This is a genomic window from Leclercia sp. UBA5958, from assembly GCF_002430365.1.
GTDB classification, from domain to species: domain Bacteria; phylum Pseudomonadota; class Gammaproteobacteria; order Enterobacterales; family Enterobacteriaceae; genus Enterobacter; species Enterobacter pneumoniae.
This window is the reverse complement of record NZ_DJCE01000005.1, coordinates 29,568-49,813: the sequence shown is the minus strand read 5'-3', so window position 1 is coordinate 49,813 and position 20,246 is coordinate 29,568. Positions and strand designations below refer to the sequence as shown.

22 protein-coding genes are annotated in these 20,246 nt (G+C 56.1%); 17 read left to right on the top strand and 5 right to left on the bottom strand.

What is annotated here, in order from left to right:
• The 12 genes from B2Q93_RS07700 to trpS all read left to right on the top strand — a co-directional run bounded on the left by B2Q93_RS07700 (position 1) and on the right by trpS (position 9,974).
• The gene (locus B2Q93_RS07700) at positions 1-783 is read left to right on the top strand and encodes a DNA utilization protein HofM (RefSeq protein ID WP_286932428.1); all 783 of its coding nucleotides are present in this window, start codon (positions 1-3) and stop codon (positions 781-783) included.
• Entirely contained in the window at positions 780-1,319 is a 540-nt protein-coding gene (locus B2Q93_RS07695; RefSeq protein ID WP_286932427.1) for a PilN domain-containing protein, read from the top strand. The genes B2Q93_RS07700 and B2Q93_RS07695 overlap by 4 nt, the downstream gene beginning before the upstream one ends.
• The gene (locus B2Q93_RS07690) at positions 1,300-1,764 is read left to right on the top strand and encodes a hypothetical protein (protein ID WP_286932425.1); all 465 of its coding nucleotides are present in this window, start codon (positions 1,300-1,302) and stop codon (positions 1,762-1,764) included. Before B2Q93_RS07695 ends, B2Q93_RS07690 begins: the two co-directional genes overlap by 20 nt.
• Positions 1,754-2,125 (top strand): HofP DNA utilization family protein, encoded by a 372-nt coding sequence (locus B2Q93_RS07685; RefSeq protein ID WP_286932424.1) that lies wholly within the window; start codon positions 1,754-1,756, stop codon positions 2,123-2,125. Before B2Q93_RS07690 ends, B2Q93_RS07685 begins: the two co-directional genes overlap by 11 nt.
• Complete coding sequence (gene hofQ / locus B2Q93_RS07680) at positions 2,070-3,305, top strand: DNA uptake porin HofQ (protein ID WP_212478417.1); 1,236 nt, start codon at positions 2,070-2,072, stop codon at positions 3,303-3,305. Before B2Q93_RS07685 ends, hofQ begins: the two co-directional genes overlap by 56 nt.
• A 296-nt stretch (positions 3,306-3,601) precedes the next feature.
• Complete coding sequence (gene aroK / locus B2Q93_RS07675) at positions 3,602-4,123, top strand: shikimate kinase AroK (RefSeq protein ID WP_010436374.1); 522 nt, start codon at positions 3,602-3,604, stop codon at positions 4,121-4,123.
• Positions 4,124-4,180: 57 nt separating this feature from the next.
• Entirely contained in the window at positions 4,181-5,269 is a 1,089-nt protein-coding gene (gene aroB / locus B2Q93_RS07670) for a 3-dehydroquinate synthase (RefSeq protein ID WP_040078301.1), read from the top strand.
• Positions 5,270-5,361: 92 nt separating this feature from the next.
• Positions 5,362-6,624 carry a cell division protein DamX gene (gene damX / locus B2Q93_RS07665; protein ID WP_286932421.1) on the top strand — a complete coding sequence of 421 codons (1,263 nt, stop codon included), beginning with the start codon at positions 5,362-5,364 and terminating at the stop codon, positions 6,622-6,624.
• 67 nt (positions 6,625-6,691) lie between these two features.
• Positions 6,692-7,504 (top strand): adenine-specific DNA-methyltransferase, encoded by an 813-nt coding sequence (gene dam / locus B2Q93_RS07660; protein ID WP_040078303.1) that lies wholly within the window; start codon positions 6,692-6,694, stop codon positions 7,502-7,504.
• A gap of 41 nt (positions 7,505-7,545) precedes the next feature.
• Complete coding sequence (rpe, locus tag B2Q93_RS07655) at positions 7,546-8,223, top strand: ribulose-phosphate 3-epimerase (RefSeq protein ID WP_040078304.1); 678 nt, start codon at positions 7,546-7,548, stop codon at positions 8,221-8,223.
• Positions 8,216-8,977: a phosphoglycolate phosphatase gene (gene gph / locus B2Q93_RS07650; RefSeq protein ID WP_263617139.1), complete on the top strand. Its 762-nt coding sequence runs from the start codon at positions 8,216-8,218 to the stop codon at positions 8,975-8,977. Before rpe ends, gph begins: the two co-directional genes overlap by 8 nt.
• Positions 8,970-9,974 carry a tryptophan--tRNA ligase gene (gene trpS / locus B2Q93_RS07645; protein ID WP_040078306.1) on the top strand — a complete coding sequence of 335 codons (1,005 nt, stop codon included), beginning with the start codon at positions 8,970-8,972 and terminating at the stop codon, positions 9,972-9,974. The genes gph and trpS overlap by 8 nt, the downstream gene beginning before the upstream one ends.
• A gap of 61 nt (positions 9,975-10,035) precedes the next feature.
• Here trpS and cysG read toward each other — a convergent pair whose 3' ends face one another.
• The 4 genes from cysG to nirB form a co-directional block, all read right to left on the bottom strand.
• On the bottom strand, positions 10,036-11,409 hold the full coding sequence (gene cysG, locus B2Q93_RS07640; RefSeq protein ID WP_040078307.1) for a siroheme synthase CysG: 1,374 nt from the start codon (positions 11,407-11,409) through the stop codon (positions 10,036-10,038).
• A gap of 11 nt (positions 11,410-11,420) precedes the next feature.
• Positions 11,421-12,230, bottom strand: a complete 810-nt coding sequence (gene nirC / locus B2Q93_RS07635; protein ID WP_286932418.1) for a nitrite transporter NirC — start codon at positions 12,228-12,230, stop codon at positions 11,421-11,423.
• 68 nt (positions 12,231-12,298) lie between these two features.
• The gene (nirD, locus tag B2Q93_RS07630) at positions 12,299-12,625 is read right to left on the bottom strand and encodes a nitrite reductase small subunit NirD (RefSeq protein ID WP_040078310.1); all 327 of its coding nucleotides are present in this window, start codon (positions 12,623-12,625) and stop codon (positions 12,299-12,301) included.
• Positions 12,622-15,165: a nitrite reductase large subunit NirB gene (gene nirB / locus B2Q93_RS07625; protein ID WP_040078311.1), complete on the bottom strand. Its 2,544-nt coding sequence runs from the start codon at positions 15,163-15,165 to the stop codon at positions 12,622-12,624. Before nirB ends, nirD begins: the two co-directional genes overlap by 4 nt.
• A 240-nt stretch (positions 15,166-15,405) precedes the next feature.
• Here nirB and B2Q93_RS07620 point away from each other — a divergent pair, with 240 nt between their 5' ends.
• Positions 15,406-16,722 (top strand): cytosine deaminase, encoded by a 1,317-nt coding sequence (locus B2Q93_RS07620; RefSeq protein ID WP_286932416.1) that lies wholly within the window; start codon positions 15,406-15,408, stop codon positions 16,720-16,722.
• Positions 16,723-16,725: 3 nt separating this feature from the next.
• Here the strand turns inward: B2Q93_RS07620 and tsgA are convergent, their stop codons facing one another.
• Positions 16,726-17,910 carry an MFS transporter TsgA gene (tsgA, locus tag B2Q93_RS07615; protein WP_212478423.1) on the bottom strand — a complete coding sequence of 395 codons (1,185 nt, stop codon included), beginning with the start codon at positions 17,908-17,910 and terminating at the stop codon, positions 16,726-16,728.
• 278 nt (positions 17,911-18,188) lie between these two features.
• Between tsgA and ppiA the strand changes: the two genes are divergently transcribed.
• From ppiA to pabA, 4 genes are all read left to right on the top strand, one after another.
• Positions 18,189-18,761 carry a peptidylprolyl isomerase A gene (gene ppiA / locus B2Q93_RS07610; RefSeq protein WP_040078315.1) on the top strand — a complete coding sequence of 191 codons (573 nt, stop codon included), beginning with the start codon at positions 18,189-18,191 and terminating at the stop codon, positions 18,759-18,761.
• Between the two features lie 109 nt (positions 18,762-18,870).
• Positions 18,871-19,038 carry a YhfG family protein gene (locus B2Q93_RS07605; RefSeq protein ID WP_072056378.1) on the top strand — a complete coding sequence of 56 codons (168 nt, stop codon included), beginning with the start codon at positions 18,871-18,873 and terminating at the stop codon, positions 19,036-19,038.
• Positions 19,028-19,630: a putative adenosine monophosphate-protein transferase Fic gene (locus tag B2Q93_RS07600; protein ID WP_046886751.1), complete on the top strand. Its 603-nt coding sequence runs from the start codon at positions 19,028-19,030 to the stop codon at positions 19,628-19,630. The genes B2Q93_RS07605 and B2Q93_RS07600 overlap by 11 nt, the downstream gene beginning before the upstream one ends.
• Positions 19,631-19,662: 32 nt before the next feature.
• Positions 19,663-20,226, top strand: a complete 564-nt coding sequence (gene pabA / locus B2Q93_RS07595) for an aminodeoxychorismate synthase component 2 (RefSeq protein WP_040078317.1) — start codon at positions 19,663-19,665, stop codon at positions 20,224-20,226.
• Positions 20,227-20,246: the final 20 nt, after the last annotated feature.

The following is a 20,246-nucleotide window of genomic DNA, read 5'->3' as shown; positions in this document are numbered from 1 at the left end:
ATGGCGTTCAAAACATGGCGAACAGGCCTGCATATTCAACAGGATAAGGTGCTTGCCGTCGCACTGGTTAAGGAGAAGGCGGGCTGGGGTTTACGCCGCTGGTGGCAGATCCCGCTGGTGCCTGGCATCATCCGCGACGGGCAAATTTTGCAACCCCAACAGCTGGTAACCGCGCTGGGGGAGTGGCGTAGGCTGCTACCTCAGCAGCATCAGATTTTCCTCGCGTTCCCTGCTTCCCGTACCCTGCAGCGCACCCTGCCGCGCCCGGAAATGACCCTGCGTGAAAACGAGCAGGTGGCCTGGATTCACACAGCCATCAGTCGTGAACTGGAGATGGCTCCTGATGCGCTACGCTTCGACTACACCGAAGACACCTTCAGCCACGCTTTTCACGTCACTGCGGCGCAAAACAGAGAGATTGCGTCGCTACTGGATCTCGCCGTGGCGTTACGGCTGCGGCTGACAACCATTACCCCCGATGCAGGTGCGCTGGCGCATTTTCTTCCCTGGCTCAGCTTGCCTGCCCAGTGCATCGCCTGGCGCGACAAGGATCAATGGCTATGGGCGATGCGACACCAGTGGGGGCGGCGAACGCTGGCCGAGGCGCAGACGCCAGATCGGCTGGCGGCCCTGCTGGCGCTGCAGCCAGAGGAGATCGTCTGCTGTGGTAGCGATAGCTTCGACCCCTGGGCAACGCTCTATTATTGCCAGCCTCCGCTACCGGAAAATGGTGGGGAATTTAGCGTAGCGCTGGCGCTGGCCATGGGGGAGGGCGCCCGGTGAGAACCGCCAATTTACTGCCCTGGCGCCAGAGCCGCCAGCGCCTCTGTGTGCGCTTCTGGGGACTGCTGTTTACCGGTTCACTGTTTCTGGTCCTGTCGCTGTACCTGAGCGGACGGGCCAGCCATTTCGCTTCTTTGCCAGCATCCCAGCAGTGGCGCGACAGCAACCTGACGCTAAAGCAGGCGCTCGAACAGCGCAAAAAACAGTGGCTGGCGATGCATAATCAGCGCCAACAACGGCAACGCTGGGAGCAGCAAAAAGCCGCCACTCGCGACTGGCAGCAGGTGCTCATCACCCTTTCAGACACTCTGCCCGCGCAGGCATGGCTTACCCGTCTGCGCTTTCAGCAATCCACGCTCTACCTGACCGGTTTCACCTCCACGCCAGGCGCCCTGAACCGGCTGGAGCGCGCGCTTGAGGCATTTCCCGGTTTCCTGCTCAAGCCCGCAGGCGAGATGCGACAGGATGCGCAGGGACGCTGGCAGTTTAGCTACGCCCTGAGTAAGCGGGAGGCAAATGATGCCGGTCCCCTTTGAGCGCTGGTACGCGCTTACGCCGCGCGGGCGATGCGCCGTCTGGCTGGCCAGTTCCCTGTTGTTGTTATTGGGGTGGTGGCTCTCGTTGTACCGCCCAGCCCAACAACAGCTCATTTCGCTGGAGGCGCAGCGACAACGTGAAGCGGCTTCTCACCGTGCTATGTGGTGTGCGGCGAGAAAACTCTTTCCGCCTCCGGCTGAGGCAATCACCTCTCCCGCTCAGCCTTTTACGCCGCTGGCGTTCAACGCCAATGGCCTGCGTCTGGTGCGCTGGCAACCGGCTGCGGCAGGTGGGGAACTGGTCCTGGATGCCGCCTGGGCAGCGATCCCCGCACTTTTCAGCTTGCTGGCCCAGCGTGATGTGGCGGTGACGAGCTTTAGCGTTGCGCCAGAGCAGCAAAGTTTACAGGTGGTTTTGCAGCTGGAGCGCCAGAATGCGGGGTAGGAGGATAGGGTGGCTGCTTATCAGCCTGCCCCTGTTGCTGGGCATGCGCGACCCGTTTCAGCCGCCGCCGTCGAACTGCCCCAACGGCAAAACGGGCGAATGGCGCTATTCAGGGGTAGTGAGTGGAAAGAGGCCGCTCGGCATTATACGGGATGCGAATGGCCGCTGGCTTCGCGTGCGGGACGGTGAAACGCTGCCCACCGGCTGGCGAGTGCTGGCATTTAATGAGAAGGAACTCGTCATCGATACCTTAGCTGCGTGTGAACCGCAGCACTGGCGATGGCCACGAGAAGGAACAACAAAAAATGAGAACAGGGATCGTCGCGCTATTACTGATCTGCACGCCGCCGCTGATGGCTAAGCCCACAACCATCAGCCTGGTGGTGGACGAGGTACCCGTCGCGCAGGTCCTGCAAGCGCTGGCCGAGCAGGAAAACCGCAATCTGATCATCTCTCCCGAGGTGGCGGGCAAGGTATCCCTACGGCTGACGGACGTGCCGTGGCGCCAGGCAATCCAGACGGTGGTGAACAGCGCCGGGCTGGTACTGCGGGAAGAGAACGGCATTTATTTCGTTCATACCGCTGTATGGCAGCAACAACAGCAGGCGGGCAAGGAGGCTGAGCGCAATAAAAGGGCCCAGAACGCTCCGCTGGAAGCGCGTAGCATCCCCCTCTCCTATGCGGATGCCAGCGATCTGCAGGCTGCGGCGGAGAAACTGCTCAGTGCCAGGGGGACACTGGCGGTGGACAAACGCACCAACCGGCTGCTGGTTCGTGATAGCCGGGCAGTCCTGGAGTCAATATCGCGCTGGGTTGAGCAGATGGATCTGCCCGTGGCACAGGTTGAACTGGCCGCGCATATTGTCACCATCAGCGAAAAGAGCCTGCGTGAGCTGGGGGTAAAGTGGAACCTGGCGGAAGCGCAGCAGGCGGGTAAACCCGGCCAGCTCACCACGCTGAACAGCGAGCTGGCGGTCGCCAATGCTACCGGGCGGCTGGGGTTCAATATCGGGCGGATTAATGGTCGGCTGCTGGATATTGAGCTCTCTGCGCTGGAGCAGAAACAGCAGCTAGAGATCATTGCCAGCCCACGACTATTGGCCTCGCATATGCAGCCTGCCAGCATCAAACAGGGCAGTGAGATCCCGTATCAGGTCTCCAGCGGAGAGAGCGGTGCCACCTCGGTAGAATTTAAAGAGGCGGTGCTGGGGATGGAGGTGACTCCCGTGGTACTGGCCAACGGACGCGTGCGCTTAAAGCTGCGGATCAGCGAAAATACCCCAGGCCAGGTATTGCAGCAGGCGGAGGGGGAAACGCTGGCGATCGATAAGCAAGAGATTGAAACCCAGGTCGAAGTCAAAAGCGGTGAAACGCTGGCGCTAGGCGGCATTTTTTCGCAGAAGCATAAAACCGGCAGTCAACGGGTTCCGGGGCTGGGAGGGCTTCCGTTGTTAGGGCAGCTATTTCGCCATGACGGAAAAGAGAGAGAGCGCCGGGAGCTGGTGGTTTTTATTACGCCTCGTCTGGTGACGACGCGCTAACAGGTAACGATCCCCGTAGTGATTTTGCATTCAGTTTGTTGCAGATGTTTGACGTGGGGCATGAATTAGCATACAAGGAGTACCGATTTGAGTGTCAGCTTGTCTGGTCATGCGCCTTTACGCCTTAAGCTTCTGGTCCGGTGATTTATTCTGTTGCCAAACAACCGGGAGTACTGAGATAATTTTTAGTCTGACTCTCGCTCTATCGCATATGAGGTTTCAGTTCATGCCCTGTTACGCCAGGTGTCGGCGAAGCGGGTTTACCATTAACGAATAGTCTTAGTAGTACCGAAAAAATGGCAGAGAAACGCAATATCTTTCTGGTTGGGCCTATGGGTGCCGGCAAAAGCACTATTGGGCGCCAGTTAGCTCAACAACTCAATATGGAATTTTACGATTCTGATCAAGAGATTGAGAAACGAACCGGAGCTGATGTGGGCTGGGTCTTCGATGTAGAAGGCGAAGAAGGTTTCCGTGACCGTGAAGAAAAAGTTATTAATGAACTTACGGAAAAACAGGGCATCGTGCTGGCAACCGGCGGCGGCTCTGTAAAATCACGCGAGACCCGTAACCGTCTCTCCGCCCGTGGTGTCGTGGTTTATCTCGAGACGACCATCGAAAAACAGCTGGCACGTACGCAGCGCGATAAAAAGCGCCCATTACTGCAGGTTGAAACGCCTCCGCGCGAAGTTCTGGAAGCCCTTGCAGGTGAACGCAATCCGCTGTACGAAGAGATTGCTGACGTCACCATTCGCACGGACGATCAGAGCGCTAAAGTGGTCGCAAACCAGATTATTCATATGCTGGAAAGCAACTGATTCTGGCTTAATACACACTCGCCTGCGGGTATAAGCATTTAAGGTGGATGTCGCGTCATGGAGAGGATTACCGTCACTCTCGGGGAACGTAGTTACCCCATCACCATCGCGGCTGGCTTGTTTAACGATCCAGCTTCCTTTTTGCCACTGAAAGCGGGCGATCAGGTGATGCTGGTCACCAATGAGACGCTGGCGCCGCTTTATCTCGAAAAAATCCGCCTTCTTCTTGAAAAGGCGGGTGTGAAAGTCGACAGCGTCATCCTGCCGGATGGCGAACAATTTAAAAGCCTGGCGGTTCTTGATACCGTCTTCACCGCGCTGCTGCAAAAACCGCACGGTCGCGATACGACGCTGGTTGCCCTTGGGGGCGGCGTTGTTGGCGATCTAACCGGTTTCGCTGCGGCAAGCTATCAGCGCGGTGTGCGCTTTATTCAGGTTCCTACCACACTGCTTTCGCAGGTGGACTCCTCCGTGGGCGGCAAAACGGCCGTTAACCACCCGCTTGGCAAAAACATGATTGGCGCGTTCTACCAGCCCGCTTCGGTGGTGGTGGATCTCGACTGTCTGCAAACCTTGCCTGCGCGTGAGTTAGCCTCTGGCCTGGCGGAAGTGATCAAATACGGCATTATTCTCGACGGTGAGTTCTTTAGCTGGCTGGAAGAGAATATGGATGCGCTGTTGCGTCTGGATGGTCAGGCGATGGCGTACTGCATTCGTCGGTGCTGTGAGCTGAAAGCAGAAGTCGTTGCCGCAGACGAGCGCGAATCCGGCTTACGTGCTTTACTGAATCTGGGGCACACTTACGGTCACGCTATTGAGGCCGAAATGGGCTACGGCAACTGGCTGCACGGCGAGGCGGTTGCTGCGGGCATGGTTATGGCGGCCCGCACTTCTGAACGCCTGGGACAGTTTACCCCCGACGAGACGCAACGCATCATTACCCTGCTCAAGCGCGCTGGCTTGCCAGTAAGCGGCCCGCAGGAGATGTCGGCACAGGCTTACCTGCCTCATATGATGCGCGACAAAAAAGTATTGGCTGGCGAGATGCGTCTGGTGCTCCCGCTGGCAATAGGAAAGAGTGAAGTACGCGGCGGAGTGCCGCACGATGTCGTTCTTGGCGCTATTGCTGATTGCCAGCAAGCGTAACAACTAGAAAGGTCCGGCTACCGTAAAACGTAGCCATTTTGCTTCAGGTGATATGCAGCGTTGTAAGCATGAGCCGTTGAGTGGGGTGTTAAATGGATGAATTCAAACCAGAAGACGATCTGAAACCCGATCCCAGCGATCGTCGTACTGGTCGTACTCGTCAATCTTCAGAACGTGATAACGAGCCGCAGATTAATTTTGATGACGTTGATCTTGATGGTGACGACCGTCGTCCGTCGCGAGCCCGCACGGCACGCGATGAGCGTGAAGAAGAGTATGAGTCCGAAGATGATTCAATGGACGAAGCGCCCGTAGAGCGTCGCCCGCGTAAACGTAAAAAAGCTGCCGCTAAGCCCGCCTCCCGCCAGTATGTGATGATGGGGCTGGGTGTGCTGGTTCTGCTGCTGTTGATTATTGGCGTCGGTTCCGCACTCAAAGCACCTTCTACCCCGTCGGCTAACCAAAGCGCAAATACGGAAAAGAGTATCGATCTTTCCGGTAACGCCGCCGATCAGGCTAATGGCACTCAGCCAGCCCCGGGCACGACCTCTGCAGAGCAGACTGCTGGCAATACTCAGCAAGAGATCTCTCTGCCGCCAGTCTCTTCCACACCGACTCAGGGTGAAGCACCTGCCGCGCCTGAGGGCCAACAGCGTGTAGAAGTTCAGGGCGATTTGAATAATGCGCTGACTCAGCCGCAGGACCAGACGCAGGTTAACAACGTTGTCAGCTCTACGCTGCCGACGGAACCAGCTACCGTTGCGCCAATTCGTGGTGCGAATGGCCAGCAAACCGCCGCGACCGAATCAACGCCTCGCCAGACCCAGACTGCACCGCGTCAGGAACGCAAGCAGACGGTTATCGAGCCGAAGCGTGAAACCAAACCACAGCCCGTAGCCAAAGCCGCAGAGCCAAAACCAGCCGCGCAGCCTAAGCACAGCGAAACCGTGACCAGCGCACCGGTAAAAGCGCCGACCACAGCAGCGCCGTCTGCGCCGAAGGCGACCGCAACGGCACCTGCCGCTCCTGCAGCGACATCCACTGCAACCAGCAGCGCGGGTAAAACCACCGGCAACGTCAGTTCGCTGAAATCTGCACCCTCCAGCAACTATACGTTGCAGCTGAGCAGTTCATCGAACTATGACAACCTGAACGGTTGGGCGAAAAAGTCGAACCTGAAAAACTATGTGGTCTATCAAACCACACGTAACGGTCAGCCATGGTACGTGCTGGTAAGCGGTGTTTATGCTTCTAAAGATGAGGCGAAACGCGCTGTTTCCTCGCTGCCAGCGGACGTTCAGGCGAAAAACCCATGGGCTAAACCTATCCGTCAGGTTCAGTCCGATTTGAAATAATCTGTGAAGCGCAGGATGCTGTCGGAGCTTTCTCCACAGCCGGAGAAGGTGTAATCAGTTAGTCAGCATGAAAAAAAATCGCGCTTTTCTGAAATGGGCAGGGGGGAAATACCCCCTGCTTGATGATATTAAAAAACACCTGCCGAAAGGCGAGTGCCTTATCGAGCCCTTTGTCGGGGCCGGGTCGGTATTTCTCAATACCGATTTTTCTCGTTACATCCTGGCGGATATCAACAGTGACCTGATCAGCCTCTATAACATCGTTAAAGAGCGAACAGACGAGTTCGTTGATGAGGCCCGTAAGCTGTTTACGCCTGAGCATAATCATCCGGACGTTTACTACCAGTTCCGCACTGAATTTAATCAGAGCCAGGAGCCGTTCCGCCGTGCGCTGTTGTTCCTCTATCTCAACCGTCATGGCTACAACGGCCTGTGCCGCTATAACCTGCGCGGCGAATTTAACGTGCCATTTGGCCGTTATAAGCGCCCCTATTTCCCGCAGGCCGAGTTGTATCACTTCGCCGAAAAAGCGCAGAATGCAGAGTTTCACTGCCTCTCGTATGAGGAGTGTATGGATCGTGCTGATGCAAACTCGGTGGTCTACTGTGACCCCCCTTACGCCCCCCTGTCTGCCACAGCGAATTTTACCGCCTATCACACCAACAGCTTCAGCCCTGCCGAGCAGGCGCGTCTGGCGGAGATGGCGGAAAAGCTGGTCAGCAAAAGAATACCGGTGTTAATTTCGAATCATGACACGCCTGATACGCGCGAATGGTACAAAGCCGCGAAGCATTATCAGGTGAAGGTGCGCCGTAGCATCAGCAGCAACGGCGGCACACGTAAAAAGGTGGACGAACTGCTGGCTCTCTATCGACCCTGAGCCGTTTCGCCCGCCGCTATAAACTTTTCAAGGAGATGCGGATGAAACAGTATTTGATTGCTCCCTCAATTCTGTCGGCCGATTTCGCCCGCCTGGGTGAAGATACCGCGAAGGCGCTGGCTGCCGGCGCGGATGTGGTTCATTTCGACGTGATGGATAACCACTATGTGCCGAATCTTACCATCGGCCCGATGGTGCTGAAGGCGCTGCGCAGTTACGGTATCACCGCGCCGATTGACGTACATCTGATGGTCAAGCCGGTTGATCGCATCGTGCCGGATTTTGCCGCCGCAGGTGCCAGCATCATTACTTTCCATCCGGAAGCCTCCGAGCACGTAGACCGCACCTTGCAGCTGATTAAAGAGCACGGTTGTAAAGCCGGCCTGGTGTTCAACCCGGCCACGCCGCTGAGCTACCTGGATTACGTGATGGATAAGCTGGATGTCATTCTGCTGATGTCCGTCAACCCGGGCTTTGGTGGTCAATCCTTTATCCCTCAAACGCTGGATAAGCTGCGTGAAGTCCGCCGCCGTATCGACGAATCCGGCTACGACATTCGTCTTGAAGTGGATGGGGGAGTGAAGGTCAATAATATTGGTGAAATCGCAGCGGCAGGTGCGGATATGTTTGTCGCCGGTTCTGCCATCTTCGATCAGCCGGACTACCGCAAAGTGATTGATGAAATGCGCAGCGAACTGGCAAAGGTAAGTCATGAATAAATTGCAGGCAATTCGGGGTGTAGCCTTTGACCTCGACGGTACGCTGGTGGACAGCGCACCGGGTTTAACCCGCGCAGTCGACCAGGCGTTATACGCACTGGAGCTGCCCGTTGCGGGCGAAGAGCGGGTCATTACCTGGATCGGCAACGGCGCCGATGTGCTAATGGAGCGCGCATTAAGCTGGGCGCGCCAGGAGCGCGCCATTCAGCGCGCCGCACAGGGCAAACCGGGCGTTGACCATGCGGATATCCCTCAGGAAGAGCAGGTACGTATCCTGCGCAAACTGTTTGACCGTTTCTATGAAGAGACGGTTGAAGAGGGCAGCTTCCTGTTCCCGGACGTTGAGGCCACGCTGAGTGCGCTGCATGCCAAAGGCTTGCCGCTGGGGCTGGTGACCAATAAGCCGACCCCCTTTGTTGCCCCATTGCTGGAAGCGCTGAATATCGCCCACTATTTCTCAGTGATTGTTGGCGGCGACGACGTACAGAACAAAAAACCACACCCGGAGCCGCTGTTGCTGGTGGCGGGAAAATTATCCTTATCGCCGGAAGCGCTGCTCTTTGTGGGTGATTCCCGCAATGATATTCTGGCTGCGAAAGCTGCGGGGAGCCCCTCCGTTGGCCTGACCTATGGCTACAACTACGGTGAAGCCATTACCCTCAGTGAGCCGGATTACGTCTTCGACCACTTTAAAGATTTACTGCCCGCACTCGGGCTCCCGCACAGTGAAAATCAGGAATTGAAAAATGACTAAGCCCATCGTTTTTAGTGGCGCACAGCCCTCAGGTGAACTGACCATTGGCAACTACATGGGTGCGCTGCGTCAGTGGGTAAACATGCAGGATGACTATCACTGCATTTACTGCATCGTTGACCAGCACGCGATCACCGTGCGTCAGGACCCACAGCAGCTGCGTAAAGCCACGCTGGATACGCTTGCCCTCTATCTGGCCTGCGGTATCGATCCTGAGAAAAGCACCATTTTCGTTCAGTCTCACGTGCCGGAGCATGCGCAGTTGGGTTGGGCGTTGAACTGCTACACCTATTTCGGTGAGCTGAGCCGTATGACTCAGTTCAAAGATAAATCTTCCCGCTATGCCGAAAACATTAACGCCGGTCTGTTCGATTACCCGGTGCTGATGGCTGCAGATATTCTGCTGTATCAGACCAATCAGGTTCCGGTTGGCGAAGACCAGAAACAGCACCTGGAGCTGAGCCGCGATATCGCCCAGCGCTTTAACGCCATCTACGGCGAGATCTTCAAAGTTCCGGAGCCGTTCATTCCGAAATCCGGCGCGCGCGTAATGTCTCTGCTGGAGCCGACCAAAAAGATGTCCAAGTCGGACGATAACCGCAACAACGTTATCGGCCTGCTGGAAGATCCGAAAGCGGTGGTGAAAAAACTGAAACGCGCCGTGACCGACTCTGATGAGCCGCCAGTGGTACGTTACGACGTGCAGAACAAAGCGGGTGTCTCTAACCTGCTGGATATCCTCTCCGGCGTGACCGGCCAGAGCATTCCGGAGCTGGAGCAGCACTTCGAAGGTAAGATGTATGGCCACCTGAAAGGCGAAGTTGCTGATGCGGTGTCTGGTATGCTGATTGACCTGCAGGAGCGTTATCACCGTTTCCGTAACGACGAAGCTTTCCTGCAGAAGGTGATGAAAGACGGGGCGGAAAAAGCCAGTGCCCGTGCGTCTGAAACCCTGAAAGCGGTCTACGAAGCGATTGGCTTTGTGGCAAAACCGTAAATACGGCGAAGTCTCAGTGAAAAAAAACCGGGGATGGCCCCGGTTTTTTTATGCTTGTCCGTTAGTGATTTGAGAACCAGTTAAGCTTGTTGCGAAGTTCCACCACCCGGCCAACCACAATCAACGCCGGACTTTCAACCTGTTGTGCCAGTTCACCCAGCTGCGTCAGAACGCCGTTCACCACCCGCTGCGTAACGGCGGTGCCGTTTTCCACCAGCGCGACGGGCATCTCTGCATCCATACCCTGCTCCAGTAGTTTCGCCTGAATCGTGGCGGCCTGGTTCAGCCCCATATAGAACACCAGCGTCTGTTTTTCAGCAGCCAGGTTGTGCCAGTCCAGTTCGCTGCCGGTTTTCAGGTGCCCCGTTACCAGACGTACGCTCTGGGCGTAATCACGGTGGGTCAGCGGAATACCGGAGTAAGCCGAACAGCCAGAAGCTGCCGTGATACCGGGCACCACGGAGAAGGGAATGCCCGCTTCGCAGAGAGTTTCCAGCTCTTCGCCACCGCGGCCAAAGATAAAGGGATCGCCCCCCTTGAGACGCACCACGCGTTTGCCTTTCTGCGCCTCGCGCAGCAGGATCTGATTAATCTCCTCCTGCGGTACGCAGTGGTAACCTGCGCGTTTGCCCACGAACACGCGATCCGCATCGCGTCGCACCAGATTCATGATGTCGTCCGATACGAGGCGATCGTAAACCACGATATCTGCCTGCTGGATCTGCTGCAGCCCCTTCAATGTCAGCAAGCCTGCATCACCCGGGCCTGCGCCAACCAGCACCACTTCACCGCGATGATCCAGCGGCTCGCTCAGCAGTTGCGCTGTCGTCTCTTCAATGGCCTTCTGATCCTGATTCGCCAGCGACTGCGCCAGCCTGTCGTTAACAAAGAATTTTTCCCAGAAGCGGCGGCGCTCCCCAACGGTCTGGAAGGTTTGCTTCACGCGGGAGCGAAGTTGCCCGGCGTAGTGTGCAATCTGCCCGAGGTGCTGGGGCAGCAGGGCCTCCAGCTTTTCCCGTAACAGGCGAGCCAGAACGGGCGAACGTCCCCCGGATGACACCGCAATCATCAGCGGCGAGCGGTCGATGATAGAGGGCATGATAAAGCTCGCCTCTTTCGGCGCATCCACCACGTTACAGAAGATGCGGCGAACTTCGCAGGCATCGCTGACGCGCTGGTTCACGTCATCATTGTCCGTGGCTGCGATGGTCAGCCAGCAGGTATCAAGCAGGGATTCATCGAACTCGCCAGGCGCAAGGGTGAGCATCCCTTCCTTCGCCCAGACCTCAAACTGTGGCGCGAACGCGAGAGCGTTGACGGTCAGTCGTGCACCTGCCTCTAACAGCAGACGTGCTTTGCGTTCGGCGACATCACCACCGCCCACCAGCAGGCAGTCGCGGTTGCGTAATTGACAAAATATTGGCAGGTGATCCACGACATTACCTCTTAAGAATGGGCTTTCGCCGGTGCTGTTGCGATGTTGGCCGGAGTCGGACGCTCCGCTTTAGGGGTAGCATACCAGTAACCTAAGCCCATAAATACTGCACCCGAAAGGGTATTGCCCAGGGTTACCCACAACAGGTTATGGCCGATACCCGAAAGGGTGAAAGCTTCGCTATGGTGTCCAAACCAGGAGAGGGCGAAGAGGGTCATGTTTGCCACGGAGTGCTCGTAGCCGGAGGCGATAAACGCCAGCAGGCACCACCAGATGGCGATAAACCTGGCCGCGCCTTCGGTACGGATTGCCATCCATATTGCCAGACATACCAGCCAGTTACAGAGCGCGCCCTTGAAGAACAGAGCCATAGCTGGCTGAGTCGTCTTCGCCAGCGCTACGGAGTGAACGATGCTGGTATCCACAGGCAGCAGGCTTCCGCCACCCCAGCTATACAGCAGCGCGACGAAGACCGAGCCTAGCAGGTTACCCGTCCAGGTTTGCGGCAGGATGGCCCACATCTGGCCCTGGGTAATGGTGCCCGCTTTAACGCCCAGCGTCAGGAACATGGTATGGCCCGTGAAGAGCTCCGATCCGGCGATGATGACCAGGGTTAATGCGATACCAAAGGTTGCGCCCATCACCAGCGGACGGACAGAGGGTTCCAGCAGATTGCCGAGGGTGAAGATCAAGATGATGCCCAGACCAACGTAGGCACCCGCCATCGCTGAGCTGACCCAAAAACCGAGGGGATTATTCTTGCTGAGCCGTGCGATGCGCGCAGCGTTAGCCGCACACTTGTTAATAGTGTCTGTGAACATGGTTTGATTATCCTGAAAATAAAAAGAAAAATGTAAAAAAGGGAGGCATTGCGCCTCCCAATAAGTGTTTAACCGCGCAGTTGCACCTGCCCATCCTTCACCCGGACGTCATAGTGCTTCACGGAGTGGCCTTCATCTTCCATACAGAGCCCGTCGCTCAGACGGAAACGCTGTTTTTTCAGCGGACTGGCAACCCACAGTTCACCCTGGTGTTCAGCAATCAGGCCGCGGGAGAGCACGCTGGACTCGAAGAACGGGTCGATATTGCTGATGGCAAAAACCTGTTCATCGTGACGTGGACGGAAAATGGCGACCTGCTCGTTACCTAAAAGCGCACATACGCCGGTTGCAGGCAGAATAGCGTCAATGCTGCAGATGTTTACCCACTGGCTCATACGTTTTCCTCCACCAGAGTGACGGGAATGCGTTCATACGGTGTTGCAGGACGATGCTGCTCGCGCTCAGGCACAACCTGCACGTTCGGATCGCGCTGGGTGCTGTTGATGAAGTGTTTGAAGCGAACCTGAGCGGCCGGGGTATTCACGGTTTCTGTCCACTCGCAAATCACCGCGTCGCGCAGGCGGGCCATCTCTTCTTCCAGGTGCGCGTTCAGACCCAGTTTGTCGTCAATAATGACCGACTTCAGGTAGTCGATGCCGCCTTCCAGATTATCTAACCACGGGGCAGTACGGGTCAGTTTGTCCGCAGTGCGGATGTAGAACATCATGAAGCGGTCGAGGTATTTGATCAGCGTTTCGCGATCAATGTCCGCCGCCAGCAGATCCGCATGGCGTGGTTTCATCCCGCCGTTACCGCAGACGTACAGGTTCCAGCCCTTCTCGGTAGCAATGATACCCACGTCTTTACCCTGTGCTTCCGCACATTCACGGGTACAGCCGGAGACGCCAAACTTCATTTTGTGTGGCGTACGGATGCCTTTGTAGCGGTTTTCCAGCTCAACGCCGAAGCCCACGCTATCGCCCACGCCGTAGCGGCACCAGGTGCTGCCTACGCAGGTTTTCGCCATACGCAGCGCTTTAGCATACGCGTGACCGGTTTCGAAACCGGCTTCAATCAGCTGACGCCAGATTTCCGGCAGGTCATCTTTCTGCGCACCAAACAGGCCGATACGCTGAGAACCGGTGATTTTGGTATAGAGGTTAAACTCGCGTGCAATGCGACCAACCGCGACCAGCCCTTCCGGCGTGATTTCGCCGCCGGCAGAGCGTGGGATCACCGAGTAAGTACCATCTTTCTGGATGTTGGCCAGGAAGTTGTCGTTGGTATCCTGCAGCGGCGTATGCTGCGGTTTAAGGATGTAGTCGTTCCAGCACGAGGCCAGCAGTGAGCCCACTGTCGGTTTACACACTTCACAGCCATAACCCTGGCCGTGTTTTTCCAGTAATTCGTCGAAGGATTTGATGCCTTCAACACGAATCAGGTGATACAGCTCCTGGCGAGAGTATGCAAAATGCTCGCACAGGTTGTTATTCACTTCGATGCCCTGTTTGGCCAGCTCGGCGTTCAGCACTTGAGTTACCAGCGGGATACAACCCCCGCAGCCGGTACCGGCTTTGGTTTCGGCTTTCAGCGCCGCAACGGTGTGACAGCCTTTGTTGATGGCCGCAACCAGCATGCCTTTGGTGACGTCGAAGCAGGAGCAGATCTGCGCGCTATCCGGCAGTTTATCTACCCCAATAGAGGGCTTACCGCTGGAGGCGTGAGCCGGGAGGATCAGGGCATCCGGATTCTCCGGCAGCTCAATACCGTTCAGGACCAGTTGCAGCAGGTTACCGTAGTCGCTGGTGTCGCCCACCAGCACCGCGCCGAGCAGGGTTTTGTTATCCGGGCTAACGATAAGGCGTTTATAGACCTCTTTGCTTTCGTCGAGGTAAACGTAGCTGCGAGAGTTCGGGGTGCGACCATGCGCATCACCGATGCCGCCCACGTCCACGCCCAGCAGTTTCAGCTTGGCGCTCATGTCGGCGCCCGCGAAGGCATTTTCATTACCCAGGATATGGTCTGCCACGACCTGCGCCATTTTGTAACCAGGGGCGACCAGACCGTAGACGTGGTTCTCCCAACTGGCACACTCACCGATGGCGTAGATATCCGGATCGGAGGTCTGGCAGGTGTCGTTAATCATGATCCCGCCGCGCTGGGCCACGGCCAGGCCGCACTGGGTCGCCAGTTTGTCGCGAGGACGAATACCGGTAGAGAAGACGATAAAGTCGACTTCCAGCTCGCTGCCGTCGGCGAAGCGCATCGTTTTACGCGCCTCGGTGCCTTCCTGCACGATCTCTTTGGTATTCTTGCTGGTGTGTACCTTCACACCCATACTTTCGATTTTGCGTTTCAGCTGATCGCCACCCATGTGGTCGAGCTGTTCTGCCATCAGCATCGGGGCAAATTCGATGACGTGAGTTTCAACGCCTAAGTTCTTCAGCGCACCGGCCGCTTCCAGACCGAGCAGACCGCCGCCGACGACCGCGCCGCGTTTGCTACGGCGGGCGCAGGACTCGATGGCGTTCAGATCTTCAATGGTGCGATAAACGAAGCAATCCTGGGTTTCTGAGCCTTTAATGGGCGGGATCCATGGATAGGAGCCAGTCGCCATGATCAGCTTGTCGTAAAAAACCGTGCGTCCCGCACTGGAATGAATCACTTTTTCCTGACGGTTAATGGTGATAGCACGCTCGCCCACCAGCACCTTCACGCCATGCTTCTCGTAAAAGCCGTCACGCACCAGAGAGAGCTCTTCGGCAGTGTGGTGAGAGAAGTAGGAGGAGAGGTGCACGCGGTCGTACGCCTTACGGGGTTCTTCACAGAACACGGTAATGTCGAACTGGTCAGCCTCGGCTTTATCGAGAAGATCCTCAATAAAGCGGTGGCCGACCATGCCGTTACCGATGATAGCGAGTCTGACTTTGCTCATTTTTGCCTCGATTTCTTTTCTATTACTGCCTACCTTAACGATTCAGCAAAGCCACTTATTGATGTAAATCAAATACGCCTTCAACTACTCCTTAGTGGGTAGATGCCTGATTTGTCAGGGATTTTCTAAGTTGCGGAAATATCGAGCTTTTCGTCTTTGTTGAATTTGTGTACAAATTACAGGGTTATTATGCCGATCCGGCTACCTCTAAATTTCAGCCGCGTTTTTCAGGAGAACATCATGAGTACAGCTCCGCTTTGGCTTATCCAGAATGTCCGTTTACCTGGCCGTGAAGGGCTTTGGCAACTTGCCGTGGAGAACGGTCATTTTAGCGAGATTACGCCAATGGGCGATGCCCACGCTGAAAGTTATGAAGTGCTTAATGGCCGCGGCGGCCTGGCGATCCCGCCGTTTATTGAGCCGCATATTCATCTCGATACCACCCAGACCGCAGGTGAGCCGAACTGGAACCAGTCCGGCACCCTGTTCGAGGGCATTGAACGTTGGGCGGAGCGCAAGGCGCAGCTGAGCCACGACGATGTGAAAGCACGCGCCTGGAAGACGCTGAAATGGCAAATTGCCAACGGCATCCAGTTTGTACGTACCCACGTGGATGTCTCCGACCCGACGCTTACCGCCCTGAAGGCCATGCTGGAGGTGAAGCAGGAGGTGGCGCCGTGGGTGACGCTGCAAATCGTGGCATTTCCGCAGGAGGGGATCCTCTCTTACCCGAACGGCGCGGCGCTGCTGGAAGAGGCGTTAAAGCTGGGGGCGGATGTGGTCGGCGCAATCCCGCATTTTGAGTTCACCCGCGAATATGGCGTGGAGTCGCTGCACATCGCCTTCGCGCTGGCGAAGAAATATGACCGTCCGCTGGACATTCACTGCGATGAAATCGACGACGAACAGTCACGGTTTGTCGAGACAGTGGCAACCCTGGCCTATGAGGCAGGCATTGGCCCGCGCGTGACCGCCAGCCACACTACCGCTATGCACTCCTACAATGGCGCTTATACCTCGCGGCTGTTCCGGCTGCTGAAGATGTCGGGGATTAACTTTGTGGCTAACCCGCTCGTGAATATCCACCTGCAGGGTCGCTTTGACGACTACCCTAAGCGTCGCGGCATTACCCGGGTTAAAGAGCTGCAGGAGGCGGGGATTAACGTCTGCTTCGGCCATGATGACGTCTTTGATCCCTGGTACCCACTCGGCACCGGCAATATGCTGCAGGTGCTGCATATGGGGCTACATGTGTGCCAGATGATGGGTTATTCGCAGATCGACAGTGGGCTGAACCTGATCACTCACAACAGCGCCCGCACCTTCGGACTGAGCGATTACGGCATCGAGACGGGAAATCCGGCGAACCTGATTATTTTGCCCGCGGAGAGCGGTTTTGAAGCGGTGCGCTGTCAGGTGCCGGTACGCTGGTCAATTCGTCACGGGCGGGTGATTGCCACCACGCAGCTGGCGCAGACCTGGATTCAGATGGACAACGGTGGGGAGGAGGTATTCTTTACGAAAAACAGCCCCTTCGCAGAGCGCAAAGGGGCATAAGGATTAGTGCGACGCTGCCGCCATGTTGTGCTGGCGGTGGCGGGTCACAAAGCCCAGTACCAGACACATGACAAACACCACGGCGTACAGACCGTTAGCGGTATGCAGGGCGGCCAGCGGGCCGCTGTGCGCCACGATCGGGCCGGTAACCACAAAGGTCAGCATGGTACCAATGGTGCCGCAGGTCAGAACGAAGTTCACCAGCTTCGGCGAGGCCACTTTGGTCTGCAGCGATCCCAGCGTAATGATGGAGGTATAAATCGCGCTGGAGAAGAAGCCCAGGGTCAGAATGAACCATGGCATATGCTCCGGTGAACCGTTGATGAACAGATACATCAGCACGGTTGCCAGCCCCGCCAGTACGGCCAGAATGCGCTGCAGGTCGAAGAAGCGCAGGATGAAGCTAAACGCCCACATACCGAACATGTAAGACATCCAGAAATCGCTCACCAGTTTACCCGCGTCATTCAGACTCATGCCGAGACCTTTCGCATATTCCGGTACCCAGGAGATAAAGCCCAGCTGCCCCAGGATGTAGCACAGGGCCGCGATAGAGAGAAACAGTACGCCGATGCCCCATTTCTCTTTCACCACCGGCTCTGAGGTCGTCTGCGCTTTTTTGCCCAGCACCGGGAAGTCGCAGCCGAAGGTCAGAATAAAGATCGCTACGTACACCAGCCCGATGCAGGCGTATACCCAGTACCACTCAATGCTACGTGCCAGCAACACGGCAGCCACCATCGGGAATATCATGCCGGCCATGCTAAAGAAGGAGTCGGTAAAGAGCAGGCGAGCGCCGCGCTGACGGCCTTCATACATGTGAGTAATCAGGAAGGTACCGATGGACATGGTGATCCCGCTCACCAGACCCAGTACGAACATGGCGGCAGAGAAGAGCGCGATGCTGTGGCTGAGCATCAGGCCTGCCACGGCGGCTACCATCAGCACGAAGCCAAAGCGCAGCTGTGTTTTCAGCGGAACAATTTCCATCAGCCAGGCGTTCAGGAAGATGGAGATCAAGATCCCCGCGTTAAGGAAGGTGAAGGTGTTACTCATGCTGGAAACGGGCAGCTGGAAGTAGTCTGCGATATTTCCCATCACCATCCCGGTGACGATCACCAACGCGCCGGTCAGGGCGTAGGAGAAGAAGCTGATCCATGTGAGCTTGATGCGATTGCTGTTAGTCATGTCTGGCCTGTTCAAAAAAGAGAAGCGCCGGAAAGGGCGCTGAGGACGGGCAGATTTTAGACATTAAAGTGATCCATTCATATCTTTTAAGAGAAATTTGAAGATCGTTGCAGTTTTATATGTGATCCAGATCACATTAATCGGCGAGATAACCAATCGTTTGCGCGGTAATAATTGTTTCATTTTCGTAAAATTAGGTAAAAGGCTGGTCTCGGCTCATACTGCTCTTTAGAATCAAGCCATTCGCTTTTTATACTGCGCTTTGTTAAGGAATTCTCATGCTCAAATCAACACTGGCGGCTGTTGCAGCTGTGTTTGCTCTTTCTGCCGTTTCTCCTGCTGCGCTGGCAGCGAAAGGAGACCCTCACGTTCTGTTGACCACTTCCGCCGGCAACATTGAGCTGGAATTGAATAGCCAGAAAGCCCCTGTATCGGTAAAAAACTTCCTCGATTACGTAAACAGTGGCTTCTATAACAACACCACCTTCCACCGTGTGATCCCGGGCTTTATGATCCAGGGCGGCGGTTTCACCGAGCAGATGCAGCAGAAGAAACCTAACCCGCCAATCAAAAACGAAGCGGATAACGGACTGCTGAACAAGCGCGGCACCATCTCTATGGCGCGTACCGCTGATAAAGACAGCGCAACCAGCCAGTTCTTCCTCAATGTGGCTGACAATGCCTTCCTCGATCACGGGCAGCGTGATTTTGGCTATGCAGTGTTTGGTAAAATTGTGAAAGGAATGGACGTGGCGGATAAGATTTCTCAGGTGCAGACTCACGACGTGGGCCCATACCAAAATGTTCCGTCAAAACCGGTAGTTATCCTCTCCGCGAAAGTCCTGCCTTAATCGCCCTTCACGCGGGCATTCTACGTCTGCGATGCGTTTTCCTCCCTGCGGAACCGCTATTTGCTGCTTATACTTGTGGCAAACACGGACACAAGCAGGGAGGACATAAGTGAAAAAGCTCACCGATAAGCAAAAATCCCGTCTCTGGGAGCAGCTACGAAATGCCAATTTCCGGGCCAGCCGCCTCCTTGAGGGGGTCGACAGTCCACTGGTTACGCTTAATGCGGAAGAAGCGCAGGTGCGCCTTGAGGAACTCAGGAGGCACTATGAGCGATAAATACGGCGACGGTCGCGACCCTTATCTCTATCCCGGTTTGAATGTGATGCGTAACCGGCTGGGAATTCGCCAAGCCGAACGCCTTGCGCAGGCGGCCTACGAACTGACGGCTCTGCGCGCTGCAACTTTGCCCCTGGGGCCCTCTGCGCGCGGCTTGCCACATCTGTGCGCCATTCATCGCCATCTTTACCAGGATGTGTTTGACTGGGCGGGTGAGATTCGCGAAATCGATATTTACCAGGGGGACACCCGTTTTTGTCACTTCGCCTATATCGAAAAAGAGGGCAATGCCCTGATGCAGGATCTGGAGGATGAAGCGTACCTGGTGGGGTTGAACCCAGAGGAGTTTGTCGCCCGCCTCAGCCATTATTATTGTGAAATTAACGTCCTGCATCCATTCCGTATCGGCAATGGTATTGCGCAGCGCATCTTCTTTGAACAACTGGCTATCCATGCGGGTTACCAGCTCAACTGGCGCGATATTGATCCCGAGGCCTGGGCGCAGGCCAATCAGAGCGGGGCGATGGGCGATCTCAGCGCGTTGCAGACCATCTTTGGCAAAGTGGTGAGCGAAGCGGGAGAATCTGAGTAAAATAGGGCGGCGATTGTTGACCCGGAGCCGCCATGATTTTACTGATTGATAATTACGATTCGTTTACCTGGAACCTGTACCAGTATTTTTGCGAGCTGGGGGCCGAGGTGGAAGTACGACGAAACGATGCGCTAACGCTGGCAGATATCGCTGCTCTGGATCCACAAAAAATCGTTATCTCGCCTGGCCCCTGCACGCCTGATGAGTCAGGGATCTCGCTTGAGGTCATCCGCCATTATGCCGGTAACATACCGCTGCTCGGCGTCTGCCTCGGCCATCAGGCCATTGCTCAGGTATTTGGCGCGAGCATTGTCCGTGCAGCAAGGGTCATGCATGGTAAAACCAGCCCCATCACCCATAGCGGGATCGGCGTTTTCCAGGGGTTAAACAACCCGCTCACCGTGACCCGCTATCACTCGCTGTTAATTGATCCTGCTACGCTTCCCGCCTGCTTTGAGGTCACCGCCTGGAGTGAGACGCAGGAGATCATGGGTATCCGCCATCGTGAGTGGGATCTGGAAGGCGTCCAGTTCCATCCGGAGAGCATTCTTAGCGAGCAGGGGCACCAACTGCTGGCTAATTTCCTTCATCGTTGATTTTTAGTTGCCACAAAGTG

Coding starts and splice junctions, on each gene's coding strand:
- B2Q93_RS07700 (WP_286932428.1), top strand. CDS start 1: ATGGCGTTCAAAACATGGCGAACAGGCCTGCATATTCAACAGGATAAG.
- B2Q93_RS07690 (WP_286932425.1), top strand. CDS start 1,300: ATGATGCCGGTCCCCTTTGAGCGCTGGTACGCGCTTACGCCGCGCGGG.
- B2Q93_RS07685 (WP_286932424.1), top strand. CDS start 1,754: ATGCGGGGTAGGAGGATAGGGTGGCTGCTTATCAGCCTGCCCCTGTTG.
- hofQ (WP_212478417.1), top strand. CDS start 2,070: ATGAGAACAGGGATCGTCGCGCTATTACTGATCTGCACGCCGCCGCTG.
- aroK (WP_010436374.1), top strand. CDS start 3,602: ATGGCAGAGAAACGCAATATCTTTCTGGTTGGGCCTATGGGTGCCGGC.
- aroB (WP_040078301.1), top strand. CDS start 4,181: ATGGAGAGGATTACCGTCACTCTCGGGGAACGTAGTTACCCCATCACC.
- damX (WP_286932421.1), top strand. CDS start 5,362: ATGGATGAATTCAAACCAGAAGACGATCTGAAACCCGATCCCAGCGAT.
- dam (WP_040078303.1), top strand. CDS start 6,692: ATGAAAAAAAATCGCGCTTTTCTGAAATGGGCAGGGGGGAAATACCCC.
- rpe (WP_040078304.1), top strand. CDS start 7,546: ATGAAACAGTATTTGATTGCTCCCTCAATTCTGTCGGCCGATTTCGCC.
- gph (WP_263617139.1), top strand. CDS start 8,216: ATGAATAAATTGCAGGCAATTCGGGGTGTAGCCTTTGACCTCGACGGT.
- trpS (WP_040078306.1), top strand. CDS start 8,970: ATGACTAAGCCCATCGTTTTTAGTGGCGCACAGCCCTCAGGTGAACTG.
- nirC (WP_286932418.1), bottom strand. CDS start 12,230: ATGTTCACAGACACTATTAACAAGTGTGCGGCTAACGCTGCGCGCATC.
- nirD (WP_040078310.1), bottom strand. CDS start 12,625: ATGAGCCAGTGGGTAAACATCTGCAGCATTGACGCTATTCTGCCTGCA.
- nirB (WP_040078311.1), bottom strand. CDS start 15,165: ATGAGCAAAGTCAGACTCGCTATCATCGGTAACGGCATGGTCGGCCAC.
- B2Q93_RS07620 (WP_286932416.1), top strand. CDS start 15,406: ATGAGTACAGCTCCGCTTTGGCTTATCCAGAATGTCCGTTTACCTGGC.
- tsgA (WP_212478423.1), bottom strand. CDS start 17,910: ATGACTAACAGCAATCGCATCAAGCTCACATGGATCAGCTTCTTCTCC.
- ppiA (WP_040078315.1), top strand. CDS start 18,189: ATGCTCAAATCAACACTGGCGGCTGTTGCAGCTGTGTTTGCTCTTTCT.
- B2Q93_RS07600 (WP_046886751.1), top strand. CDS start 19,028: ATGAGCGATAAATACGGCGACGGTCGCGACCCTTATCTCTATCCCGGT.
- pabA (WP_040078317.1), top strand. CDS start 19,663: ATGATTTTACTGATTGATAATTACGATTCGTTTACCTGGAACCTGTAC.